The 26423-nt window shown below is 75.0% G+C and carries 8 protein-coding genes; 1 reads left to right on the top strand and 7 read right to left on the bottom strand.

The features are described 5' to 3' along the window. Positions 1 to 49 precede the first annotated feature (49 nt). The 7 genes from AC07A4_RS22565 to AC07A4_RS22595 all read right to left on the bottom strand — a co-directional run bounded on the left by AC07A4_RS22565 (position 50) and on the right by AC07A4_RS22595 (position 23318). Entirely contained in the window at positions 50 to 5629 is a 5580-nt protein-coding gene (locus AC07A4_RS22565) for a type I polyketide synthase (RefSeq protein ID WP_478601701.1), read from the bottom strand. A gap of 26 nt (positions 5630 to 5655) precedes the next feature. Continuing rightward, complete coding sequence (locus AC07A4_RS22570) at positions 5656 to 15438, bottom strand: type I polyketide synthase (RefSeq protein WP_478601436.1); 9783 nt, start codon at positions 15436 to 15438, stop codon at positions 5656 to 5658. A gap of 449 nt (positions 15439 to 15887) precedes the next feature. Next, on the bottom strand, positions 15888 to 16610 hold the full coding sequence (locus AC07A4_RS22575; protein ID WP_478601438.1) for a helix-turn-helix transcriptional regulator: 723 nt from the start codon (positions 16608 to 16610) through the stop codon (positions 15888 to 15890). Between the two features lie 358 nt (positions 16611 to 16968). After that, positions 16969 to 17844 (bottom strand): 3-hydroxybutyryl-CoA dehydrogenase, encoded by an 876-nt coding sequence (locus AC07A4_RS22580; RefSeq protein WP_478601440.1) that lies wholly within the window; start codon positions 17842 to 17844, stop codon positions 16969 to 16971. Then, a complete protein-coding gene (locus tag AC07A4_RS22585) occupies positions 17841 to 18827 on the bottom strand; it encodes a 3-oxoacyl-ACP synthase III family protein (protein ID WP_478601442.1) in 987 nt (328 codons plus the stop codon). The genes AC07A4_RS22580 and AC07A4_RS22585 overlap by 4 nt, the downstream gene beginning before the upstream one ends. 4 nt (positions 18828 to 18831) lie before the next feature. Next, complete coding sequence (gene ccrA / locus AC07A4_RS22590; protein WP_478601444.1) at positions 18832 to 20184, bottom strand: crotonyl-CoA carboxylase/reductase; 1353 nt, start codon at positions 20182 to 20184, stop codon at positions 18832 to 18834. Positions 20185 to 20429: 245 nt separating this feature from the next. Continuing rightward, a complete protein-coding gene (locus tag AC07A4_RS22595) occupies positions 20430 to 23318 on the bottom strand; it encodes an AAA family ATPase (RefSeq protein WP_478601446.1) in 2889 nt (962 codons plus the stop codon). A gap of 165 nt (positions 23319 to 23483) precedes the next feature. Here AC07A4_RS22595 and AC07A4_RS22600 point away from each other — a divergent pair, with 165 nt between their 5' ends. After that, positions 23484 to 26414, top strand: a complete 2931-nt coding sequence (locus tag AC07A4_RS22600; RefSeq protein ID WP_478601448.1) for a helix-turn-helix transcriptional regulator — start codon at positions 23484 to 23486, stop codon at positions 26412 to 26414. The last annotated feature ends 9 nt before the right edge of the window (positions 26415 to 26423 follow it).

Genomic DNA, 26423 nt, shown 5'->3' on the forward strand with positions numbered 1-26423 from the left:
GGGGTCGCCTTTCAGCGCGATGAGGAAAGAGGAGTGCGATGGCCGCTGGTCACGCGCCCAGCTGCCGGTCGACGAAGTGCAGGAGTTCCTCGGTGGACGAGGACTGGAGGTGTTCGGTGAGCGTCGTCCCCGACCCGCCCGCGAAGGCGGTGTCCGGCGGCGCGAGCAGGGACTTGAGCCGGTCGGTGACCCGGGTCCTCGCGGGGTCCTCGGGCGCGAGGCGCGCCAGGGCGTCCTCGATCCTGTCGAGCTCGCCCAGGGCCCACTCGACGCCGTCCGGGGTGGTGTCGGTGAGCTCGCCGTGCAGGTGGCGGGCGAGGGCGAGCGGGGTGGGGTGGTCGAAGGTGAGGGTGGCGGGCAGCCGCAGGCCGACGGCCTGGGCCAGGCGGTTGCGGAGTTCGACGGCGGTCAGGGAGTCGAAGCCGAGGGTGGTGAAGGGCTCGTTCAGGTTCACGGCGGCGGCCCGCGCGTGCCCGAGGACCGTGGCCACCTGACCGGTCACCAGGTCCTGGAGGTGCCGCTCCTGTTCGGCGGGCGGCAGCGCGGACAGGTGCCTGCGCAGGTCCTCGTCGCTGGCGCGGTCGCCGCCGCCCGCGACCCTGCGGACGGTGGTGCCCTTCGCCGCGAGGGCGGTGAGCAGCGGCGGCACCGAGCCCGCGCGGGCCGCTCCGGCGAGGTCCAGCTTCACGGGCACCACGACCGGCAGGTCCTGGGCCAGGGCCGCGTCGAAGGAGGCGAGGCCTTCGGCCGGGGTGAGCGGCGCGATGCCCCTGCGGGCCAGGCGCTGCCGGTCGGCCGTGGACAGGCCGCTGGTCAGGCCGTCGCCCTCGCGGACCTTCTCCCACCAGCCCCAGGCGAGCGAGACACCGGGGAACCCGGCCGCCCGCCGCCGCCTGACCAGGGCGTCCGCCGTCATGTTGGCGGCGGCGTAGTTGCCCTGGCCGGGGCTGCCGAGGACCCCGGACGCGGAGGAGAACACGGCGAACAGCGCGACGCCCGGGGTCCGGGTCAGCTCGTCGAGGTGGCGGGTGGCGTCGGCCTTCGGGCGGAAGACCCGCTCCATCCGCCGCCGGTCGAGGGCGGCGATCACCCCGTCGTCCAGTGCCGCCGCGGTGTGCACCACGCCGGTCAGGGGGTGTGCGGCGGGCAGCGCGGCGAGGAGCTGGGCCACCGCGGCCCGGTCTGCGACGTCGCAGGCCACGACGTCGGCCTGGGCACCGGCGGCCGTCAGCTCCGCCTTCAGCTCCCGCGCGCCGGGAGCCGACGCGCCGCTGCGGCTCGCGAGCACCAGGTGTCGTACGCCGTGGCATGCGACCAGGTGCCGGGCCACGAGGCCGCCCAGGTCGCCGGTGCCGCCGGTGACGAGCACGGTCCCCTCGGGGTCCAGGCCCGCGGCGTCCGCGCCGTCGCCGCCGTCGAGCCGGGCGAGGCGCGGCGCGTACGCCTGCCCCTGGCGCAGGGCGAGTTGCGGTTCGTCCGTGGCCAGCAAGGCGGGCCAGGGCACGGCGGTCAGCGGTGTGTCCGGGGTGAGGTCGAGCAGCGTGATCCGGCCGGGGTTCTCCGACTGCGCCGTGCGCGCCAGACCCCAGACGGCCGCGCCCGCGAGGTCCACCGGCTCGTCCGGCGCGGCGGCGGCACCGCCGTGGGTGACCACGACGAGCCGCGCGTGCGCGCACCGCTCGTCCGCGAGGTAGCGCTGCACCGCCTCCAGCGCGTCCGCCGCCGCCAGCCGCGCACGGCCGGTGTCGCCGCCCCCACTGGCGTCCGCGCCGCCCTCCGCGTCCGCGCCGCCACCGGCCGCCCACACCAGGACCGGCGGGGCCTCGTCCGCAGGGTCGGTCGGGGTCTCGGCCATAGCGAGCCACCGCGTCCAGAGGGTGGCCTCAGTGTCCGAGGCGTCCGAGGCGTCCGAGGCGTCCGTGTGGGGTGCCAGGGGCACCGGTATCCACTCCTCGTGGAGGAGTTGATGCGTGCGGCCTCCCGGGGCGGCCAGCTGTCCGGCGGGCAGGGGGCGCAGGGTCAGTCCGTCGACGGACAGGACGCGGTCTCCGGCGCCGTCGGCGACGTGGACCCGCACGGCGCCGTCCGCGGCGGCGTCGAGGCGGACGCGCACCCGGGTCGCGCCCACCGCGTGCAGCCGTACCCCCGACCACACGAACGGCAGCCAGGGCCCGCCGCTCTCCATGTCCGGGGCCGTGTCGCCGAGCACCAGCGCGTGCAGCACCGCGTCGAGCAGCGCCGGATGCGCGCCGAAGCCGGTCGCGTCCGGTTCCCCGGTGTCCGGGAGCGCCACCTCGGCGAAGGTCTCCGCGCCCCGGCGCCACACCGCTTCCAGGCCCCGGAACAGCGGCCCGTAGTCCAGGCCCCGCTCGGCGAGGCCGTCGTACACCCCGGCCACCGGTACGGGTTCGGCCCCGGGCGGCGGCCACTGGGCGAGGTCCGCCGCGGGCGCGGGGGCCGTGTCCGTGGCGCGCTCCGCGCGGACGGCGCCGGTGGCGTGGCACACCCACGCGCCGTCGTCCGCCTCGGGGCGCGAGTGGACCGACACCGGGCGCCGCCCGTCGGCGCCCTCCTCGTCGAGGACGATCCGGAGCACCGTGGCGCCCGTCTCGTCGAGCACGAGCGGCGTCTGGATGACGAGTTCGTCGAGGACGGGGCAGGCGAGCGTGTCACCGGCGCGGATCGTCATCTCCACGAGCGCGGCCCCGGGCACCACCACGCGGCCGAGGACCCGGTGGTCGGCGAGCCACGGCTGGTCCCGCACCGACAGGCGCCCGCCGACGGCGAGGCCCCCCGACGCGGGCAGCTCCACGGCAGCGCCGAGCAGCGGATGCCCGAGCCCGGTCAGGCCGTGCGCGCCCGCGTCGGCCGTGACGGCGCCGCTCAGCCAGTAGCGCTCCCGCTGGAAGGCGTACGTCGGCAGCTCGACCCGCCGCGCGCCCGACCCGGCGAACAGCTCGGCCCAGGCCACCTCGACGCCGCGGACGTACAGCTCACCGGCCGACAGCAGGAACCGGTCGAGGCCGCCCTCGTCGCGCCGCAGCGAACCGCTCGCGCACACCGGGCGGCCCGCGCCGGTGTCCTCGACGCTCGCGGTGAGGACCGGGTGCGGGCTCACCTCGACGAAGGTGTCGAAGCCCCGCTCCATCAACGCGTCCACGACGGGCGCGAACCGCACCGGCTGCCGCAGGTTGCGGTACCAGTACGCCGCGTCGAGAGCGGTGCCGTCCACCACTTCCCCGGTGACGGTGGAGTGCAGCGGCACCTCGCCGCGGCGCGGCCGGATCGAGGCGAGGACGTCCAGGAGGTCGGCTTCGACGTCCTCGACGTGGCGGGAGTGCGACGCGTAGTCGACGGGGATGACACGGGCCCGTACGGAGTCCCGCTCGCAGGCGGCGAGCAGCTCCTCCAGGGCGTCGGCGTCGCCCGAGACGACCACGGACTGGGGGCCGTTGACCGCCGCCACGCCGAGCCGTCCGCTCCAGGGCGCCAGGCGCTCATCGACGGCGGTCTGGGACAGCGCGAGGGACACCATGCCGCCCTTGCCCGAGAGGCGTTCCAGGAGTCGGCTGCGCAGCGCGACGACGGTCGCGGCGTCTTCCAGGGACAGCATCCCGGCCACGCACGCGGCGGCGATCTCGCCCTGCGAGTGCCCCACCACCACGTCCGGTTCCACGCCCGCCGAGCGCCACAGCGCCGCCAGCGACACCATCACCGAGAACAGGACGGGCTGGACGACGTCGACGCGGTCGAGGCCGGGGGCGCCGGGCGCGCCGCGCAGCACGTCCATGAGGGACCAGTCGACGAGCGGCCCAAGGGCCCGCTCGCAGTCGAGGAGCCGGTCGGCGAACACCGGTGCCGACTCGGCGAGCCGCAGCGCCATGCCCTCCCACTGGGCGCCCTGGCCGGGGAAGACGAAGGCGGTCCTGCGGCTCTCGGAGGCGGGCCGCTCGTCGCCGGTCACCGCGCCCGGCGCCGGCTCGCCGCGCCCCACCGCGTCCAGGGCGTCCAGGAGTCCGTCCCGGTCCGCGCCCACCACCACGGCCCGGTGGGCGAGGTGGGCCCGGCTCACCGCCAGGGAGAGGCCGATGTCGGGGGCCGTGTGCTCGGGCCGCGCGCGGGTGGCGGCGGCGAGGCGCTCCGCCTGCGCCCGCAGGCCCTCGGGGGTCCCGCCGGACACCACCCAGGCCAGCGCGGGCGGTTGCGCGGCGGGCTCGGGCGCGGCGGGCTCCGGCTCGGTGTCCGGTGCCTGTTCGAGGACCACGTGCGCGTTGGTGCCGCTGATGCCGAACGAGGACACCGCCGCGCGCCGGGGGCGTCCCGTCGCGGGCCAGGGCGTCGTCTCGGTCAGGAGCGACACCGCGCCCGCCGACCAGTCGACGTGCGGGGTGGGGGCGTCGACGTGCAGCGTCCTCGGCAGCAGGCCGTGCCGCATCGCGAGGACCGACTTGATGACGCCGCCGACGCCCGCGGCCGCCTGGGTGTGGCCGAGGTTCGACTTCAGCGAGCCGAGCAGCAGCGGCCGGTCATCGGGGCGGCCCTGGCCGTAGACGGCGAGCAGGGCCTGGGCCTCGATGGGGTCGCCGAGGGTGGTGCCGGTGCCGTGGGCCTCGACGGCGTCGACCTCGTCCGGGGCGAGCCTGGCGTGGGCGAGGGCCTGCTTGATCACCCGCTGCTGCGCGGGTCCGTTGGGTGCCGCGAGGCCGTTGGAGGCGCCGTCCTGGTTGACGGCGCTGCCCCGGATCACGGCGAGCACCGGGTGCCCGTTGCGCCGGGCGTCACAGAGGCGTTCGAGGAGGACGAGGCCCACGCCCTCGGAGAAGTTGGTGCCGTCGGCGGCCGCGGCGAACGCCTTGCACCTGCCGTCGGGGGCCAGGCCGCGCTGCCTGCTGAAGGCCACGAAGGCGGTGGGCGTCGCCATGATGGACACGCCGCCCGCCAGGGCCAGGGTGCTGTCGCCGCAGCGCAGCGACTGGCAGGCCAGGTGCAGGGCCGTGAGCGACGAGGAGCACGCGGTGTCGACCGTCACGGCGGGCCCCTGAAGGCCCAGGGTGTACGCCACCCGGCCCGAGATCACCGAGGAGAAGATCCCGGTGGGGATGTAGCCCTCGGTGTCGCCGGAGGCCCGGGTGAGCAGGGTGCCGTAGTCGTGGTCGTAGGAGCCGGTGAAGACGCCCGTGGGGGTGCCGTGCAGCGAGGTGGGGTCGATGCCCGCGCGCTCCAGGGTCTCCCACGCGGTCTCCAGGACGAGCCGCTGCTGCGGGTCGGTGGCGAGGGCCTCGCGGGGGCTCATGTTGAACAGGGCGGCGTCGAATTCGCCCGCGTCGTAGAGGAATCCGCCCTCGCGGCCGTAGCTCTTGCCGGGGACGTCGGGGTCGGGGTCGTACAGGTTCTCCAGGTCCCAGCCGCGGTCGGCCGGATAGCCCGCGATCGCGTCCTCGCCGTCGACGACGAGCCGCCACAGGTCCTCGGGCGAGGTGGCACCGCCGGGGTAGCGGCAGCCCATGCTCACGATGGCGATCGGCTCGTACCGGTCGGACTCGACCTCGTTGAGCCGCTGGCGGGTCCGGCGCAGGTCGGCCGTCACGCGCCGCAGGTAGTCGCGGAGCTTCTGTTCGTCCGGCATCAGGTCAACCATCCTCAGCTTGGGGCCGGTCAGGAGAGTCCGAGTTCTTCTTCGATGACCGCGAAGACCTCGTCGTCCGTCGCGGATCCGAGGTCGTCGTCCAGGGCGTCCACCGCGCCCGCGGTCCCCGTCCACGCCCACAGGAGGGCTTCGAGGCGGGTCTTGACGGCGGTGGTGAGCGCCGCGTCGGCCGCGCCGTCGGGGCTCGCGGACCGCCCGGACAGCTGGGCCAGCTCGGACAGCGCGGCCTCCAGCCGATCCACCTCCCGCAGCGCCCGGCGCGTGGCGTCCTCGCCCTCGGTCTCGCGCGGGGCGAGCTGGCCGAGCAGCTGGGTGGCGAGGGCCAGCGGCGTCGGGTGGTCGAAGACCGCGGTGGGCGAGAGGCGCAGGCGGGTCGCGGTGGTCAGGCGGTTGCGCAGTTCGACGGCCGTGAGGGAGTCGAACCCGATCTCCTTGAACGGGCGTCCCGCGGCGACGGAGTCCGCGTCGGCCTTTCCGAGGACGGCGGCGGCGTGGCCGCGGACGAGGGTGAGCAGGTGGTGGCGCTGTTCGTCGGGGTCGAGGAGGGCGAGTTCCGCGGCGAGGCCGCTCGCGGTGCTGCCCTTGGCGGCCGTCCGGCGGGCGGGCGTGGGGGTGAGGCCGCGCAGGATCGCGGGCGCGGCGTCCGCGCCCGCGGGCGGCGCGAGGGGCGCGGAGAACAGGAAGGGCTGGTCGAGGCGGAGCGCGGCGTCCAGCAGGGCCAGGCCGTGCCCGGTGCTGAGCGGGGTGAGGCCCGCGTGGCCGCTGACGCGGCCGCGCTGGGCGGCGTCGAGGTGGCCGGTCATGCCGCTGGCCTCGTCCCACAGGCCCCAGGCGATCGAGGTGGCGGGCAGCCCTCGGGCGCGCCGGTGCTGGCTGAAGGCATCGAGGAAGAGGTTGGCGGCGGCGTAGTTGGCCTGGCCCGCGTTGCCGAGGGTGCCGGCCACCGAGGAGAACAGGACGAAGGCGGCCAGGTCGAGGTGTTCGGTGGCCCGGTGGAGGTGCCACGCGGCCGTGGCCTTCGGCCGGAAGACGCTGTCGACGTGGCGGGGCGTGAGGTTGGCGAGGACGCCGTCGTCCAGGACGCCCGCCGCGTGGATGACGGCGGTGAGCGGGTGGGCGGCGGGCACGCCGTCGAGGAGCCCGGCCAGGGCGTCCGGGTCGGCGGCGTCGCAGGCGGCCACGGTGACGTGGGCGCCGAGTCCGGTGAGCGCGGCCTGGAGTTCGGCCGCGCCGGTGGCGTCGGGGCCCCGGCGTCCGGCGAGCAGCAGCCTGCGCACGCCGTGGCGGACGACCAGGTGGCGGGCGACGATGCCGCCGAGCGTTCCGGTGCCGCCGGTGATCAGGACGGTGCCGTCCGGGTCGAGCGCCGGGGGCAGGGCCAGGGTGACCTTGCCGGTGTGGCGGGCCTGGCTGAGGTGGCGCAGGGCCTCGCGCGCCCGGGACAGCGGCCAGGAGGTGAGGGGCAGGGGCCTGAGGGCGCCCTTGTCGAAGAGGGCGCCGAGGTCGGCGAGCGTGTCCCGGACGCGGTCGGGGTCGGCGACGAGGAGGTCGAAGACCGTGTACGTGACGCCGGGGTGGGCGGCGGTGACGTCCGCGTCGGCGCGGATGTCGGTCTTGCCCATCTCGACGAAGCGGCCGCCGGGGCCGAGCAGGCGCAGGGACGCGTCGACGAATTCGTGGGCGAGGGAGTTGAGGACGACGTCGAGGCCGCCGGGCGCGCCGGCGCGGAAGTGGTCCTCGAAGTCCAGCGTGCGCGAGGAGGCGATGTGGTCGTCGTCCAGGCCGAGGGCGCGCAGCGTGTCCCACTTCGGGGGGCTGGCGGTGGCGAAGATCTCGGCGCCCAGGTGGCGGGCGATCTGCACGGCCGCCATGCCCACGCCGCCGGTGGCGGCGTGGATCAGCACCTTGTCGCCGCGCCCCAGGCCCGCGTCGTGCACGAGGCAGTGGTACGCGGTCAGGAAGGCCGCGGGCACGGTCGCCGCTTCGGCGAGGGACCAGTGCCCGGGGACGCGGGCCACCAGGCGCCGGTCGGCGACCCGGACCGGGCCGATGCCGCCCGCGGGGAACATGCCCATCACGCGGTCGCCCGGCGCCAGGTCGGTGACGTCGGCGCCGACGGCGGTGACGACTCCGGCGTCCTCGCCGCCGATGGGGGCCTTCACGGGCACCAGGCCGAGGGAGACCATCACGTCGCGGAAGTTGAGCCCGGCGGCGCGCACCGCGATGCGGACCTCGCGCGGCCCGAGCGGGGCGGCGCCGGTGTCGGCGGCGGCGAGCTCCACCTGGTCCAGGCTGCCGCCGTGGCCGGACACCGCGAGCGTCCAGCTCTGGGCGTCGGCGGGCGGCAGGAGGGTGCCGTCACCGAGGGCGGAGGCGAGCCGCGGGGCGGTGATCTGCCCGTTCCTGAGGGCGAGTTGGGTCTCGTCGTGCGTGACGGCGGCGGCCAGGGCGGTGCGCAGGAGCCCGGTGGAGGCGTCGAGGTGGTCGGTGTCCAGGAGGAGGAACCGGTCGGGGTGCTCGGTCTGGGCGCTCCGCACCAGGCCCCAGACGGCGGCGTGGGCGGGGTCGGCGGCTTCGGACGGGCCGACGGCGGCGCCGTGCGCGGTGGTGAGGACCAGGCGGGCGGTGGCGTAGCGGGGTTCCGCCAGCCAGTCCTGGAGCAGCCGCAGGACGCTGGCGGTGAGCGCGGCGGCCCGTTCGGGGCAGCCGTCGCCGGGCGCGTTGCCGGGCGCGTTGCCGGACGCGTCGCCGGTGGCGGCCCGCGCGTCGGCGTCGGCGTCGATGTCGATGTCGGTGTGCTCCGCCCCGGCGGAGCAGGCGGACACGACGGCGACGACCGTGTCGGGCACGGGCTCCCCCGGCGCGTCCGCGAGGGCCGCGGTCAGGCCGGACAGGGTGTCGTACCGGGGTACGCCGGTGCCGAGCGCGGTGCCGAGCGCGGCGGGCAGGGCGGAGGCGGGCGCGTCGAGGACGGCGATCCGCCCGGGCGCGTCGTCCGCCGGGCCGGGCTCTGCGGCCACGGGCCGCCAGTCGAGGCGGAAGAGCGAGCTCCGCAGCTCGTCGTGTCCGCCGTCGCCGCCGGTACGGGCCAGCGGGCCCGTCAGCGGCCTCAGGGACAGGGCGTCGACGGTGAGGACGGGCTGTCCGGCCGGGTCGGTGGCGGTCAGGCGCACGGTGCCGGGGCCGGGGCCGGTGGGAGCGAGGCGGACGCGCAGGGTGTCGGCGTCGGTGGCGTGCAGGCTCACGCCGCTCCAGGAGAAGGGCAGCAGCGTGGCGTTCGCGTCGGACCCGGTGTCGGCGGGGGCGAGGACGAGGGCGTGCAGGGCGGCGTCGAGGAGGGCCGGGTGCACGCCGTGGCCGGTGGTGGCGGTGTCGGGGCCGAGCCGGACCTCGGCGTAGAGGGCCTCGCCGTCGCGCCAGGCGGCGCGCAGGTTCCGGAAGGCGGGGCCGTAGTCGTAGCCGCGCGCGGCCAGGCGGTCGTAGGCGTCGTCCAGTGCGATCCGCGCGCCGTCGCGGGGCGGCCAGGGCCGGTTCTCCCGGGCGGCCGCGGCCGTGGTGGCGGCGGGGTCGAGGAGACCGGTGGCGTGGTGGGTCCAGGCCTGGTCGGGCGCGGCGCCCTGCGGGCGGGAGTGGATGTCGAAGCGCCGGGCCCCGCCGCCCTCGGCGTCCTCGGCGCCCTCGGTGGGCCCCGTCACGGTGAGGTGCAGATGGGTGGGCCAGTCGGCGGCGAGCAGCAGGGGTGCGGAGAGGGTGAGTTCCCGCACCACCGGGTGGCCGGTGGCGTGGCCCGCGGTGAGGGCCAGGTCGAGGCAGGCGGTCGCGGGCAGCAGCGCGGTGCCGGTGACGGCGTGGTCGGCCAGCCAGGGGTGGCCGTTCGGCGTGAGCGTGCCGGTGGCGTGCCAGGCCCCGTCGGGCAGCAGGGTCGCGCTGGCGAGCAGCGGGTGGTCGCTGGCGTGCAGGCCGATGCCGCCCGCGTCGGCGGCGGACCGGGGCGGGTTGAGCCAGTACCGCTCGCGCTGGAAGGCGTAGGTGGGCAGGTCGTCGGCGAGGGCGCCGTCGCCGGGTCCGGCGAGGGCGCGCGGCCAGTCGGCGGCGGCGCCCCGCACGTGCGCGGACGCAAGCGCCGTCAGGAACTGGGCCCAGCCGCCCTGGTCGCGGCGCAGGGTCGCCACCGCCGCCGCGGCACTCCGCTGGTCGGGCTCCGTGGCGGTGGCGCCGTCGGTGTCCTTCGCTTCGATGGCGTGCTGGATGCTGGGGACCAAGACCGGGTGCGGGCTGACCTCGACGTACAAGTCGTGTCCGTCGTCGACGAGTTGGTCGAGGGTGGGGTGGAAGAGGACCGTCCGGGTGAGGTTCTGGTACCAGTACTCGGCGCTGAGGGTGGTCGTGTCGAGCGGGGCGCCGGTGACGGTGGAGTAGAAGGGGATGTCCGCGGTGACCGGGGCGAGGCCGTCGAGGACGGTGAGGAGCTCGTCCCGCAGGACCTTCATGTGCGGGGTGTGGGAGGCGTAGTCGACGGGGATCTCCCTGGCTTCGACGCCGTCGGCGCGGCAGTCGGCGACGAGCTGTTCCAGGGGCGCGGTGTCACCGGCGACGACCGTAGTGGCCGGGCCGTTGACGGCGGCGATGTGCACGCCGGGGCGGTCGGCGACGAGGGCGCGGGCCCGGTCGGCGGGGACGGGCAGGGAGGCCATCTTGCCGGTGCCCGCGACCCGGGCGAGGGCCTGGGAGCGCAGCGCCACGACCCGGGCGGCGTCGGCGAGGCTGAGGGCTCCGGCGACGTGGGCGGCGGCGATCTCGCCCTGGGAGTGGCCGATCACGGCGTCGGGGTGGACGCCGTGCGCGCGCCACAGGGCGGCCAGGGACACCATGACCGCGAACAGGACCGGCTGGACGACGTCGACGCGGTCGAGGCCGGGCGCGCCGGGCACCTCGCGCAGCACGTCGAGCAGCGGCCAGCCGGTGTGGGGTTCCAGGGCCTTGGCGCACGCGTCGATCTCCGTGGCGAACACCGGGGACTCGCGCAGCAGGGCCTCGGCCATGCCCGCCCACTGGGCGCCCTGGCCGGGGAAGACGAACACCGTCCGGGGCGTGCCCGCGGCGGTTCCGGTGAGGGCGCCGGGGGCTTCGCGCCCCTCGGCCAGGGCGTCGAGGGCGGCGGTCAGGGCGGGCACGTCCGCGCCGACGAGCACCGCCCGGTGCTCGAACCGGGTGCGGGTGGCGGCCAGTTCGCGGGCGACGTCCGCCGGGTTCGCTCCGGCGTTGCGCCGGGCGAAGTCGGCGAGGCGGCCCGCCTGGGCGGCGAGGGCCGCCGGGGTGCGCCCGGAGAACGTCCAGGCCGTGGCCGGGGCGGGCGCGCCGCGCTCAGGGGCGGTGGCCTCTTCCGCCGCGTCGGCGGCGGGGTCTTCGTCCCGTACGGCGGCGCCTTCCCGTACGTCAGTGGCCGGGCCCTCCTCCAGTACGAGATGGGCGTTGGTGCCGCTGATCCCGAAGGAGGAGACGGCGGCGCGGCGGGGCCGGTCCACGGCGGGCCACTCCCGCTCCTCGACCGCCAGCGCCACCCCACCCGCTGACCAGTCCACATGCCCCGACGGCGCGTCCACATGCAACGTCCGCGGCACCCGCCCGTGACGCATCGCCATGACCATCTTGATCACACCAGCGACACCCGCGGCCGCCTGCGTATGACCGATGTTCGACTTCACCGACCCCAGCCACAACGGCCGCTCCACCGGCCTGTCCTGCCCGTACGTGGCAAGCAGCGCCTGCGCCTCGATCGGATCCCCCAACGTCGTCCCCGTACCGTGCGCCTCCACCACATCCACATCAGCCCCACGCAACCCCGCACCCGCCAACGCCTGCCGGATCACCCGCTGCTGCGACGGACCATTCGGCGCCGTCAGCCCATTCGACGCACCGTCCTGATTCACCGCACTGCCCCGCACCACGGCCAGCACCCGATGCCCGTTGCGCCGCGCGTCCGACAACCGCTCAAGCAGGACGAGACCCACGCCTTCGCCCCACCCGGTGCCGTCGGCGGCGTCCGCGAAGGCCTTGCAGCGGCCGTCCGGAGCGAGCCCGCGCTGGCGGCTGAACTCGATGAAGATCCCCGGGCTCGCCATGACGGTGGCGCCGCCCGCCAGGGCCATCGAGCACTCCCCCGCCCGCAGCGACTGGCACGCCAGATGCATCGCCACCAGCGACGACGAACACGCCGTGTCCACCGTCACCGCGGGCCCCTCCAGGCCCAGGAGATAGGCGATCCGGCCGGAGGCCACGCTGGATGTCGTGCCGGTCAGGGTGAAGCCGCCGTCCGTGTCCTCGGGCACCTCGTGCATCCGCGGCCCGTAGTCCTGCGCCATGGTGCCGACGAACACCCCGACGTCGCCGCGGCGCAGCGAACGGGGGTCCATGCGGCCGCGCTCGATCGCCTCCCAGGCGGTTTCGAGGAGGAGCCGCTGCTGCGGGTCCATCGCCTCGGCCTCGCGCGGGGAGATGCCGAAGAAGTCGGCGTCGAAGCCCGCGACGTCGTCGAGGAAGCCGCCCCTGCGCGTGTACGAGGTACCGGCGCGGCCCTGGTCCGGGTCGTGGATGCGGTCCCGCTCCCAGCCGCGGTCCTCGGGAAAGTCCGAGAGCCCCTCGGCGCCCGATGCGACCAGCTGCCAGAGGTCCTCGGGAGTGGCGACACCGCCGGGGTACCGGCAGGCCATGGACACGATGGCGATGGGCTCGGCCGCGTCCGCCGCCGTACCGCCGTCCGCCGTCGCCGTGTCGGCACCGGCCGGTGCCGTCGCGCCGAGTTCGGCGCGCAGGCGGGCGACGACGTCGTCCGGTGTGGGGCAGTCGAAGGTCAGGCTGGTGGGAAGGCGCAGCCCGGTCGCGGCGGCGAGGCGGCGGCCGAGCTCGGCGCCGGTGATGGAGTCGAAGCCCAAGTCCTTGAAGGTGCGGTCGAGGTCGATGGCGTCGGGCCGCGCGTGCCCGAGCACGGCGGCGGCCGTGGCGCGGACGAGCCCCGGCAGGGACGCGATGCCCGGCGCCGCCGTCGTCTCGTCCTCGGGCGGCGCGGCGGCCGCGCCCGCGGTGGCGGTGTCGTGGGCCGCGACCCGGCTGGTGTCGAGCCAGTGGCGCTCGCGCTGGAAGGCGTACGTCGGCAGGTCGACGCGGCGCCCGCCGCGCTCGGCGCAGTGGGCGGCCCAGTCGACGGGCGTGCCGTGCGTGTACGCCTGGGCCGCGGCCGACAGCATGCGGTCCCAGCCGCCCTGGTCGCGCTGGAGGGACCCGCTCGCGGCGCCCGCGCCGTCCAGGGTCTCCTCGATGTTGAGGACGAGGACCGGGTGGGCGCTGTTCTCGATGAACCGGGTGTATCCGGCCTCCGACAGCGCGCGCGTGGTCTGCGTGAACCGGACGGGGCTCGCGAGGTTGCGGTACCAGTAGGCGGCGTCGAGGCCCTCGGTGGCGAACAGCTCGCCCGTGACCGTCGAGTAGAAGGGCACCTCGGACGCGCGCGGGGTGACGTCGGCAAGCAGGGCCAGGAGCTCCTCGCGCACCGGCTCGACCCGGGAGGTGTGCGAGGCGTAGTCGGCCCCGGGGACGACGCGGGCCCGCACGTCCCTGCCCTGGTAGGCGGCGACCAGGTCGTCCACCGCCGCCGGGGTGCCCGCCACGACGGTCCTCGTCGGGCTGTTGTACCCGGCGACGTCGAGGTCTCCCCCGTACCCGGCCAGGTCCGCGCGCACGGCGTCCGCGGGCAGCGGCACCGACGCGATCTTGCCAGTCCCAGAGAGGGCGCGCAGCAGCCTGGCGCGCTGCGCCGAGATCCGCGCCGCGTCGTCCAGGGACAGCGCCCCGCACACATAGGCCGCGGCGATCTCGCCCTGCGAGTGGCCGACCACCGCTTCGGGCACCACGCCGAGGGAGCGCCACACGGCGGCCAGGGACACCATCACGGCGAAGAGCGCGGGCTGGATGACATCGCTGCCGTCGAGGCCCGGCGCGCCGGGCGCGCCGCACACCACGTCGACCAACGGCCAGTCCGTGTACGGCGCGAGGGCGTCCGCGCACCGCCCGAGCTCGGCGCGGAACGCCGGTGACGACTCCCACAGGCCGCGCGCCATGCCCGCCCACTGGCCGCCCTGGCCGGGGAAGACGAACGCCGTGGCGCCCTCGCGCGTCCGTCCGGTCACCGTGCGGGCGCCGATGCCGCCCCCGGCGAGGGCGCTCAGCTCGGCGGCGAGTTGGTCGCGGGTCTCGCCGAGCAGCACCGCGCGGTGGGCGAACCGCGTCCTGGTCGCGGCGAGGGACCAGCCGACGTCCGCGGGCTCCAGGGTGTCCCGGTCCGCCAGGTGCCGCGCGAGCCGGTCGGCCTGGGCCCTCACGCCCGCCGCGGTCCGCGCGGACACCACCCAGGGGATGGGGGCGGGCACGCCGTCGTCCGGCACGGGCCGGGCCTGCGGCTCGGGCGCGGGCTGGGGCGGCGGCGTCGAGGCGAGCACCAGATGGCAGTTGGTGCCGCCGACGCCGAAGGACGACACGCCCGCACGGCGCTCCGCCCCGCCCTTCGGCCAGGGGGTGAGGGTGCGCGCCACCTCCAGGCGCCCGTCCGCGAAGGGGATCTTCGGGTTCGGTTCGGTGAAGTTCAGGCTCGGCGGTATCTCCGCCTCGCTGAGGGCGAGGACGGTCTTGACCAGGCCGACGACGCCCGCGGCCCCCTCCAGGTGCCCGACGTTGGTCTTGGCGGAGCCGAGCAGGAGCGGCGGGTCCGCGTCCGTGCGGGCCGCTCCGTGCACGGCGGCGAGCGCGGCCGCCTCGACGGGGTCGCCCACCTTGGTGCCGGTGCCGTGCAGTTCGACGTAACCCACCGTGCGCGGGTCGACTCCGGCGTGCTGGTAGGCGGCGGTGAGCACGGCCCGCTGGGCGTCCGCGTCGGGCGTGGTGAGGGTGGTGCTCGCGCCGTCGTTGTTCACGGCGCCGCCGCGGATCACGCAGTAGACGCGGTCGCCGTCCGCGACCGCCAGGGACAGCGGCTTCAGTACGACCAGGGCGCCGCCCTCGCCGCGTACGAAACCGTTGGCGGCGGCGTCGAAGGTGCGGCAGCGGCCGTCGGGGGACAGCGCCCCGAGCCCCGCCATGGCGTACGCGCTCTCGGCGACGAGGTTGAGGTTCACGCCGCCCGCCAGGGCGAGCGTGGCCTCGCCGGAGCGGAGGCTGGCGCACGCCAGGTGCACCGCCACGAGCGACGAGGACTGCCCCGAGTCGACGGTGAGACTCGGGCCGCGGGCGCCGAGCACGTAGGAGAGGCGGTTGGCGATGATGCCGCGGTGCACGCCGAGGACGCCGTGGTGGGCGCCACGCCCGCGGGCGTGGCGGTCGCGCAGGAGCGCGTAGTCGTCCCAGATGGCGCCGACGAACACCGCGGTCCGCGTACCGCGCAGCGTCGCGGGCACCCACCCGGCGTCTTCCAGCGCCTCCCAGCCGAGTTCGAGGGCCAGCCGCTGCTGGGGGTCCATCGCGGCCGCCTCGCGGGGCGCGAGGGAGAAGAACCCCGCGTCGAAGCCGTCGACCTCGTCGAGGAACGCGCCCCAGCGGGCGTGCTCGGCGCCCCGGGGCGCCGCCGCCGTGTCCCCGGGGGCGAAGGGCCCCGCGCTCCAGCGCCCGGCCGGTACCTCGGTGACGGCGCTGCGCCCCTCGCGCAGCAGCGACCAGAACTCCCGGGGACTGCCCGCCTGGGGCAACCGGCAGGACAGTCCGACGACGGCGATCGGCTCGTTCTTCGGCTCGTGGGTGTCGGGCATCGTCACTCCAGTCGGCAGACTGCGGCTGCTCTTTCCTGGCAAGGTCGTTGGCGTGCGGCGCGGCCCGGGAGGGCCGGCTCGGAGCGTGGGGGAGCATCGTGAAATCGCCGAGATCACGAAGAAGGAGGGCCGGCACGGGCCGAAGGCCGCCGCCCCCGTCGGGCGGTCTCCGGTCACCGTGTCCGCGGCGCCAGGGCCGCCGGCCGGCCGCTCGGGCCGACGCTCCGTTCACGGAACTCGCGGCCCGGACGGGCCGGGCAGCCCATCGGTGCTTCGCGATTCCCCTCAGCGAACCACCGCAGGACACGGCCGGACAAGCGCGGCGGCCGGTCCCTGCCTGTTCGTCCCCCGGCCCTTGCCCAAGTGGCCCACCGCGGGTGCGACCGGGCCGGGGCGACGAACGGAATTCCTCAGTCCGAATTCGGCCCGTGCGGGCCCCGGGCGCGGTCTCAGATCACGCCGGAGCGGATTGCGTACGAGACCAAGTGCGCCCGGTTGCGCAGGTTGAACTGTTTCATCAAGCCATAGAAGATGTTTTTGATCGTCCGCTCGGAGTACGACAACTCCTGGGATATCTCGGTGATGCCGTAGCCATCCGCGGCAAGCCGAAGGACATCGATTTCTCGGACGGAAAGCCCGGACGAGGTGAGCCCCCTGGGGGCGAGAATCTCTTGCTGGACCCGGTAGACGTGGTCAAGCAGCCCCCCTTGCAGTGAGGAGGGCAGCTGCGCCCCGCCGTCGCTCACCAGGCGTATGGCCTGGACCAGCTTCGCGCGGGAGAAGTCGGAGCGCCAGAGCACGGCACGTATGCGGAGGTCAGCGGCCTCTGAGTAGTCCGCGTACCATTTCCCCCCAACGACCAGGATGAAGCCGCTCGTTGGTCTTTCCAGCTTCCTCAGCGCATCCATCGTCGCGGCGTTGACGGTCTCCGCGAATGCCACGACAACATCGGCACGAACGCCAGGTTCCCCCCTGATCAGCGCTAACTGCGCTGTTTTCTCTATCGAACTCACGAGCCCTAAGGCGGTTATGGGATCGTCCGCATGAACCGCGACCCGGATAACGCTCACAGTGCTCTCCCACTGGTCGAATGACTCCCCGTGGCGCAGTGTGTGAGATGCCCTGCCGGGCGCCCATCCACCGGCACATTCAACAGCTAGGATCTGCTCCACGCGTTGTCGATAATCTCACGCGCGCCGCAGCGACCACGCTCCCCACCGCTTGGAGCGGCTACTTATAGGGAAAAGTCACACGTTCCACGAGCGGTCCCGGGCGCCCCGCGCGTGAGTCCATGCCTGAGGCAATTACTCTCCCGTGGTGTTTTCCCGCGGGGCACCCTGAATTGGGATTCACCTCGACGGCACGACGCACCGGACACGGCACGAGGGCCCGGACACGACGGACGGGCGGCGCCGGTCACGGCGCCGCCCGTTACCCGAGGACGGGGTGGATCGCGAAGGACGGACAGGGGTGCGGAGCGTCAGAGAGGCGCACCAGGGCTTTCGGGAGACGCGGCACCGGCAGGGCCGCTCAGGACGCGGAGTCCTCGGCATAGGAGTGGAAACCCCGGCCGGTCTTCCGGCCGAGCAGCCCGGCCTCGACCATGCGAAGGAGCAGGCTCGGCGGAGCGTGCAGCGGTTCCTTCGACTCCTCGAAGAGCTGCTCGCTGATCGCCACGACGACATCGAGGCCGATGAGGTCGGCGAGTTCGAGCGGGCCCATGGGGTGGGCACAGCCGAGCCGCATGCACCGGTCGATCTCCGTCGCCGAGGACGTGACGGACTCCAGCATCCTCACGGCGGCCAGCAGATAGGGCACGAGCAGCGCGTTCACCACGAAGCCCGGCCGGTCCTGAGCGGCGATCACCTCTTTGCCCAGCGTGTCCGCGAGGAACACGCGCGCCCGCGCGAGCGTCTGAGCCCTGGTGCGCAGGGAGCCGACCAGCTCCACGAGTCTCATCACCGGTACGGGGTTGAACAGATGGGCCCCGAGCACGCGCCCGGCGTCGCCCGTCACCTGCGCGAGTTTCATGATCGGGATCGAGGAGGTGGTGGAGGCGAGCACCGCGTCGGGGTCCGTCACGACCTCGTCGAGCGCCCGGAAGATCTCCTGTTTGACATCGAGCCGCTCCACCGCCGCCTCGAGCACGAAGTCCCGGTCCCCGAGGAACTTGAGGTCGGTGCGGAACTCCACCCGCGAGGTCACCGCGTCCCGGGCGTCCTCGGTCAGCTTCCCCTTGGCCACCAGGCGGTCGAGGGACCGCCGGACGCGTCGCAGCCCCCGGTCGGCCGACTCCGGGCCCGGCACCACGACGAGCACGTCGAGCTCCGCCCGCGCGCACACCTCGGCGAAGCCCGCCCCCACCAGACCGCAGCCCACCACGCCGACCCGCTCGACAGGCCTCATGCCGACCACCTCATCAGACAGTTCCCGATGGACATGCCGCCGCCGAACCCGGCGAGCAGCACTATGTCTCCCCTGGTGACGGCGCCGGAGCGGACCGCGTCGTCGAGTGCGACGGGCACCGAGGCGCTCCCCAGGTTGCCGAGCCGGTCGGCGACGAGCGCGGTGCGGGCGCCCGGGAACGCGCACCGTCGCGCGAGCTCGCCGATGAGCACGGGGTTGGCCTGGTGCGGGACGAAGCAGTTCACGTCCGCGAAGGTGTGGCCGACGCGGGTGACCAGCTTCTCCAGGAGCGCGGGCAGGTTGTCCATGACGAAGTCCTTGACCTCCCTGCCCCGCATCGTGAAGTAGTGCCCGCCGTCGGCCACGGTCCGTGCCGTCGTGGGCGTCCGGCTGCCGCCGGCCGCCACTTTGATCAGCTCCGCGGCCTGGCCGTAGCTGTGCAGGTCGACGGCGAGGACGCCCTCCTCGCCGGGCACCTCGCCGACCACCACCGCTCCGGCGCCGTCGCCCATGAGCACGGCGGTCCGCCGGTCGGTGAGGTCCAGGATGCGCGAGTAGACGTCCGCGCCGATGACCAGCGCGTGGGTGCCGGGGTTGGCGGCCACGAGCGAGCGCGCCAGTTCCACGCCGTACACGAACCCGGCGCACACGACGTTGAGGTCGAGGCAGGCGGCGCTGTACGCGGCGATCCGGTTCTGCACCAGGCAGGCCGTCGGCGGCTGTGGCGAGTCCCCCGTGGAGGTGCACACGATGAGGTAGCCGACGCGGTCGACGCCGAGGTCCGCCGCTTGCAGGGCGCGGGTCGCCGCGAGGGCGGCCAGGTCGGACGTGGCCTGGTCAGGGGCGGCCCAGCGCCGGGTGACGACGCCGGTCCTGCGCAGGATCCACTCCGGTGGCGCGTCGGGGACCAGCGCGGTGATGTCGTCGTTGGTGACGACGCGTTCGGGTACGTACGCTCCGGTGCCCAGGATGCCGATGCCCACGCCGCTACTCCTCGCCCGTGCCCGGGTGGAAGTCCCGCAGCGGGTTGAGGCGGTCCTCGCCGATCCTGGCCCGCGTCTCGGGGTCGGTGACGCCAAGGCCCCGCTCGGGCGCCATGCACAGCACCGCCACCTTGCCGATGTGCCGGTTGGTCTGGACGACGCGGGCCGCCTCGGCGACCTCCGCCAGCGGGTACGCGGCCGACATCGTCGGGACGACGTCGCCCCGCTCGATGAGCCGGTTGGCCTCCCACTGCTCCTGGAGGTTGGCGACGTGGCTGCCGATGACGCGCTTCAGCCGCATCCACAGGTAGCGGTTGTCGAAGGTGTGCTGGTATCCGGTGCTCGATCCGCAGGTCACGACGGTGCCGCCGCGCCGCACCACGAACACGGACAGGCCGAACGTGGCGCGGCCGACGTGCTCGAAGACGATGTCGGGGTCGGCGCCGACGCGGTCGCGGATGATGCGGCCCAGACGCCGCCCGCGCTCGATCGTCTGCCTCGGTCCGGTGTCCGCGTCGTCCGTGAGGCCGAACTCCGTCCGGTCGATCACCACGTCACAGCCGAGGGCCCGCAGCGCGGCGGCCTTGCGCGCCGAGCCGACGACCCCCACCGGGATGCCGCCGCCGTTGCGCACGAACTGCACCGCGTAGCCGCCGAGTCCCCCCGCCGCGCCCCAGACGAGGACGACGTCGCCCTGTTTCATGCGGGCGCCCCGCTCACCGACGAGCATGCGGTACGCGGTGCCCGCGCACAGCGGGTTGCAGGCCGCCTCCTCCCAGGTGAGGTGCCGGGGCTTGGGGATGAGCTGCGTGGCCCGTGCCACCGCGTACTCGCCGAGCCCGCCGAAGTTGGTCTCGAACCCCCAGGCGCGCTGCTCCGCGCCCATCATGCCGTCGGCGTGCGTCGCGGCCTCCTGCTCGTCCACGTAGGCCGGGCTCACCACCACGTGGTCGCCCACCCGCCAGCGGCGCACGCCGGATCCGGTGCGCACGACGACCCCCGCGGCGTCGGAGCCCACGACGTGCACGGGGCGGTCGTGGCGGGACGTCCAGCCGCCGTGTCCCGCGAACTGCCGCAGGAACGTGAAGGTCGACATGGGCTCGAACATGGCCGACCAGACCGTGTTGTAGTTGATCGAGCTGGCCATGACGGCCACCACGACCTCGTCCGGGGCCAGTTCGGGCAGGCCGACGGGGCCGACGTGCAACGCCTTGCGGACGTCCTTGTCGGTGACGCCGGTGAAGATGTCCTCGTCTTCCTTTCTTATGTAGGCGGCCGTGTACTCCTCCGGCAGAGGAATACGCTCGATCTCCTCAGGTGCTGCCCCCTGCGACAGGGCCTCGGTCAGAGCGCTCACAGCCACCCCTCATCCATGCGTGGTCGCTCGGGATTCCGACTCCTCCGGACGGCTCTCGGGCCCGCAGAGGACATCCGGTCGCGGACGCGGAAGCGCGCTGCCGGACCGGGGCTGTCAGCGAAACACCGAGGCGGACGGCGGGGCAACGCGGTCCGCGCACGGCTGCCTGTTCGTACACCCAGGCATGCCCGGATGACATCCGTTGTCGCCTGCGGCGAGCCGGCCCGGCGCCCGCCGCCCTGGGGTCAGGCCGGTACGGACTGGGCGAGGCCGCCGTCCAGCCAGGCCTTGGCCAGCTCCACCCGGGTGCGGCAGCCCGTGCTCTCGAAGATCTTGGCGAGGTAGGCCTCGACGCTCTTCTCGCTGCGGGCCAGGGCCACGGAGATCTGCCGGTTGGTCCACCCCTCGACGACCATCTTGATGACGTTCAGGTCCATGCGGCTGAAGGCGGGCCGCTCCCCGCGGCGGCGCGGCAGCGGCAGGCGCAGCTCCTGCGCGAGGTCCACGAGCTGTTTGCGGGCGCGCCGCGACACCATGGCCTCGCTCCACTTCCACGCCTCGAGGAGCCACTCCTCGCCGCCGGTCGTGCGCAGCAGCCACAGGCTGGCGGCGAAGGCCTGCTCCCGGCCGCCGTAGCGCACCAGCGGGCCGTACGACTCCAGCGCGCTCGGCACATGGCCCCGCGCGTAGGCGCGCCCGAGCAGCGTCGTGGCGTGGACCAGGCGCGAGCCGACGGTCGCGTCGAGCTCCTCCAGGGCGTCGAGCGCGTCGAGCGCGGCCCGGTCGTCGCGGGCCTCCACCGCGCACATCAGCACCCGCGAAAGGAGCCGCTCCAAGCCGATGACCTGCCCCTTCGCCCACAGATCGCGAGAGTCCCGCCACCCCTGCCGGTACGCGCCCTCGAGGTCGCCGCGGCCGTGCCGAAGGCCGAGGAAGGCCCAGCACGGCAGCGCCCCGTTGTCGGCGCCGTCGGTGACGCTGGCGAGCCAGGCGGCGGCCCGCTCCGTGTCCCCCTGCCAGCAGCAGATGTCCGAGGCGATGCTGCGGCTGTACACGTACATCGGCCCGTGGTGGGTCGCGTCGGGGCCCGACACCAGGGAGCGGGCGAGCCGAAGCGCGACGTCCCAGGAGCCGGTCACATACTCGCGGATCATGGCCTGGTACGTGTGCAGCGGGCTGTCCAGGAAGCGGACGCCGCTGTCGCCGAGGACCATCTCCCACGACGTCGCCCAGTCCCCGAGGGCCAGTGCCGCCCGCAGCCCGTCGGGGTCGGCGGGGTCGGCCGGGGACCAGCCCTTGGGGGTGCGAAGGCGTGGCCCGGCGTCGGCGGCGGCGTCGAACTCGCCGCGGGTGCCGAGCGCGCCGATGAGCAGCCGCGTCTCCCGCTCGCAGGGGACGCGTCCGGTGGACAGGTAGGCGATCGGTCCGCTCTGCGCGGGGCGGTCGGGACCGGTGGGCGCGGGCGCCGCGCGGGGCGGGGACGGCGCGAGGGAGCAGTCCCCGCGCAGGCGCCAGGCCAGGGTGAGGAGCGCCGCGGCCGACGGCACCCGCAGCGCCGCGAGGACGGGCGGCGTGTCGTCGTCGACGACGCAGATCCCGAGCCACTGGTTGTGCAGCGCGGCCAGCGCCCAGGCGGAGGCGAGGTCGGCGATGACCTCCGGGGCGCCGGGGGCGCGTTCGTCCAGGCACGGCAGGAGGTGGTCGCCGAGTTCGAGGAGGCCGTCGGCGTCGCCGTGGTGGAGCATGAGGGAGATCGCGGTGCGCAGGATCGCGGGGAGCCGCTCGTCGTCCAGCGGCAGTCGGCGCAGCAGCGCGAGGCCCGCCCGCTTGGTCCTGACCGTGTCGTCCGGGCCGCCGCAGCGCGCCGCCGTGAGCAGGACCTCCTTCGACACGTCCGCGGCGAGGGCGGGCCCGGCGGCGAGCACGTGGTCGGCCAGTCTGGGGGCGAGCCCCTTCGCGTCCCCTCCGGCACGCCGCCGCGCGTTGAGCACCACGCGGGCGTGCAGCCGGGCGTTCTCCCGCTCCGTGCGGAACGTCAGGAGTTCGGCGCCCACGGCGGGCACCGCGCACTGCAGGCGCTGCCGTTCGTCGACGGCGACCAGGCGCAGCGCGACCAGGTCGTCCAGGACGCGCCCGACGTGCTCGGGCGCGCTGCCCAACTCCTCGGCGAGGTCCAGGAAGTCGTCAAGGGTCGTCTCCGCCACCCGGGTCATGCGGGTGAGCAGCGCGAGCACTTCGCCGGGGAAGGTGTCGTCGGCGCCGTCGGGCACGTGCTCGCCGACCGGCTGCCAGACCCGGCGCAGTTCGGTGTGGAATCCGGGGAGCGGCACCACCGCGTCCGGGTCGACCAGACAGGCGCGCCCGTCGACCACGGCCAGCCTGCGCTGTTCGCGCAGCGCGTCCAGGGCCAGCAGCACGGCGCGCGGGTTGCCGACGAGGCGGCCCAGGTCGCGCTGGAGCGCGGCCATCAGTTCCGGGGCGCCCGGCAGTCCGAGCCGCTGTCCGGCCAGTTCGGCGGTCTGCGCCGGGGTGAGCGGCCGCAGCACGAGGACCCGGTCGGCGGCCGCGGCGAGCGCTCCGACGGCACCGGGCCGTCCCATCGGCATCCACCCCGAGACGATGACGCAGGCACCGTCGGACCGCAGTCCGTAGAGCAGCGCCCCCAGCGCCCCGAGGTCGCGGTCCGCGACGAGGTGGGCGTTGTCGAAGACGACGACCACCGGCCGCGGCGCCGCCGCCTCCCGGACGGCGCGCTGTGTCTCCAGCATCAGGGGGAGGTAGTGCTGGCGGTCCCGCGCGGTCTGCGCCTGCTTCCGCCGGACCGCGGTGACCAGGGACAGCGTGCCGTTGTCGGTCTCCTCCACCAGGGTGTCGCACACCTGGTCCACGAGGGCGTCCAGGCCGAGGGCGCCGTAGGCCGCGGGGCGAAGGCGGATCACCAGGGCCTCGAGTCCGGCGCGGGTCGCCGACCGCAGCGCCTCCTTCACCAGGGTGGTCTTGCCCGCCCCGGGGTCGCCGTGGACGACCAGGAGCTCGCCGCCGGATCCGGCCCGGCCGAGCGCGACCTCGATCTCACGGAGCTCGTCCCGCCGCCCGAGGAGGGGGGTGCTCCGCTGCTGGGGCAGCGTCGGCAACGCTTCCCACCTCCCCCGTCTTCCCCCATTACGGATCGCAAACTCCGACACCCGTCCCCGCCCAAGTTCGTCAAACCGTTCGTGCCGTGTCAAGGCGGCTGTCTAGAATTCGTCTCGCGATCCTTCCTCCCGAAAGATTCATCCGCGGTAACCCGAAGAGGGCCTGTGACCAGGAATTTTTCAGCAGAGTCGGATTCCCGCGAGGGCAATTCCCCCAGGTCTTCCACCCCGGGAAGCATTGACCGGAAGGACACCGTCGAGCAGTTGTGGACCGCCCTCTCCACCGCCACCGACGCCACCGTCCACCTGGTGCGCGGGGAGATCGGATCGGGGCGCACCACGGTCCTCAACTCCCTGCGGGAGCGGCTCAGTTCGGCGGGCACTCCGCCGCACCACATCACGTGTCTGCCCGGCGACCATCTGACGCCCAGTCTGCTCGCGCACCGGCTCGTGCTCGCGCTGTCCCGGCCCGTGCCCGTCGGCTGCCCCGACCCTGAGGCCCGCCCGTCACCGGAGGCGCCGCCTCCGCACGCCGATCCGCACGCGTCGTCGTCGGAAGGCGCGCTCGGTCTGCTCGACAAGACCCTGCGCACCCTGGGGCCCGCCGTCGTGCTCATCGACGACGCCCAGCACGCCGACCCCGAGACGGTGTCCCTGCTGCGCTCCCTGCTGCCCAGGCTCCCCTCGCTGCGCCTCGTCCTCGGCGTCGCTCCGGTCAGGAGCGGCTGGCCCGCCGAGCAGCAGCACGAGCGGGCGGGCCTGGCGCCGCTGTCCGACTGCGCGACCCGCGTCGTCGATCTGCCGCCGCTCTCCAGGGACGACATCGCCCGGATGCTCACGGCCCGGCTGCGCGTCGTGCCGGACGAGAGCCTGGTGACCGAGCTGCACCGGGTGAGCGGCGGCAATCCCGCGGCGGCCGAGGCGGCGATGGGCCCGGACGAGTCCCGCGTCCGCGTCCTGATCGGCCACGCCCATCTGGTGGAGGGCGCGCCGCAGCCGGTGCTCCCCGAAGACGACCGGTTCCTGCGGACGCTGCGCGGCCTGGGGGCGGTCGTCTGGCGGGTGGCCAAGGCCCTGAGCCTGCTCGAGCCGATGGGCCCGGCGGCCACGCGCCTCGCCGAGACCGCCACCGAGCTGCCCGGCAGCGCCGTGAAGGAGGCTCTGGACCAGCTGGTGCAGCACGGCTTCGTGACCGGAGCCGACGGCGGGGCCCCGGACCGACCCTCGTCCTTGAGGTTCCGCATCCCGCTGGTCGGCGTCGCGGTGCGGGCCCGCCTCGGCCCGTACGAGCGCCGGGTCGCCTCGGCGGCCGCGGTGCACGCCCTGTGGGCCGCGGAGGCCGACGGGCCCGCGGACGCGGCGGACACGGTGGGTGGGGGCTGGCGCGGCGAGACCGCCCCGGACCTCGCCTATCTGGCGGACCGCATCGTCGACGCCGGATCGCTGGTGGACCGGGAGCGGGCCGCGCGGGACCTGTTCCGCGTCGCCGAGCGGCTGCGCACCACCCACCGCCACCGGGCGGCGGGCTGGCTGCGGGCCGCCGTCGAACTGGCCGACGCACCGGCGCTGTACGCCTCGACGGTGCTCGGGTTCGTGACGGAGGCGCTGGGTGTGGGCGACCACCGGGCGGCCGCGGAGAGCACCGGGGCGCTGGCCCGCGTCCAGGTGCGGGAGCTGGGCGCGCTCACCCGGTACACGCTCCTCGCCGTGGAGCTGACCAGGCTGGCCGCCGCGGGGGACATCGACGCGCTGCGCACGCGCTACCAGGTCCTCGCCGCCGAGGCCGTGCGCGGCTCCGCCGTCCCCGCCGTCATGGCCGCGTGCCTCCTGGGCCGCTGGTCCGACGTACGGGACCTGATGGCGCGGACGGAGGCGGACACGCACACGAACGCGCTCGCGCGCTCCTTCGGCAGGCTCCTGACGACGAAGGCGCTCCTGATGGGCGGCGACTCGGCACCCCTGTACCGCGAGCTCCAGGAGCCGGACATCGGGTTCCCGCCGTTCCTGGACACGTACGGGGTCACGGTCCACCAGTGCGAGTCCCTGCTGACGATCGGTGACCTGAAGGGAGCCGAATCGCTTCTGCACCAGCGCGGCATGGCCTCGGCGGAGCTGCCGCGGCAGGCGGGGTTCCTGCTCCAGTTCCTGCGCGGCGCCTGGCCCGACGCGCTGTCCACGGCGCGCTGGCTGATGGCCAACGACCTGCCGACGAGCCGCATCCCGCTGGGCGTCCTCGTGCACGCCAAGGCCTCCGCGATCCTGCTCGCCCAGGGCTGGCCGGCCCGCGCCAGGACCGTGCTCGACATGGCGCGCGCCCTGCCCGCGCCCATGGCCTACCTGATGGACGCGGAAGAGGCCGCGATCCACCGGTTCTGCGGCCGGGCGGAGGCCGAGCGGGAGACGTTGCGCCGCGGGCTCGCCGAGGCCGCGGCGCACGGCTGCGCGGTGGGCACGGGGCCGCTCTGGTCGGCCATGGCGATCCTGGAGGCCGCGCGGGGGCGCCCCGACGCCGCCCTTTCGTGTCTGCGCGAGCTGCGCCGGGCCGCCGCCGCGGGCGACGACCGTGCCTGCCTGCTGTATCTGCGGTCCCGGGTGGAGGCCGTACGGCTGTGCCCCGAGCTGCGCGACCGGCTCGTGGACAGCGCCTCGGACCCGGCGGGCGCGGTGGAGCTCGCGCGGTCGCTGGGGCAGCCCTACGAAACGGCCCGTACGCTGCTCGCGGTCGCCATGGCGGAGCCGCGCGTGCCGTCGTCCGCCGAGATGCTGCTGCGCGAGGCCTACGCGCTGTTCGGCGAGGTCGACGCGCAGCTGTGGCGGCACTGGACGCGGATCGCCCTGCGCAGCGCGGGACTGCGCGTGCCGTCACCGCGCGGCTCCGCCCGCGAGATGGACCTCCTCATGGCGCGGCTTGTCGCCGAGGGCCTGTCGAACCGTCAGCTCGCGGCGACCCTCTCGTTGAGCGAGACCGGCGTGTCCAGTCGGCTCAACCGGCTGTTCCGCCGCACCGGTGTGCGGTCCCGGGTGGAGCTGGCCACGGCCGTCGCGACCGGGGACCCGCTCTTCCCGCTCCACGAGGACGACGGACCGCGGCGCTGAGCGCTGAGC

The sequence above is a fragment of the Streptomyces sp. NPDC043996 genome, from assembly GCF_056435225.1.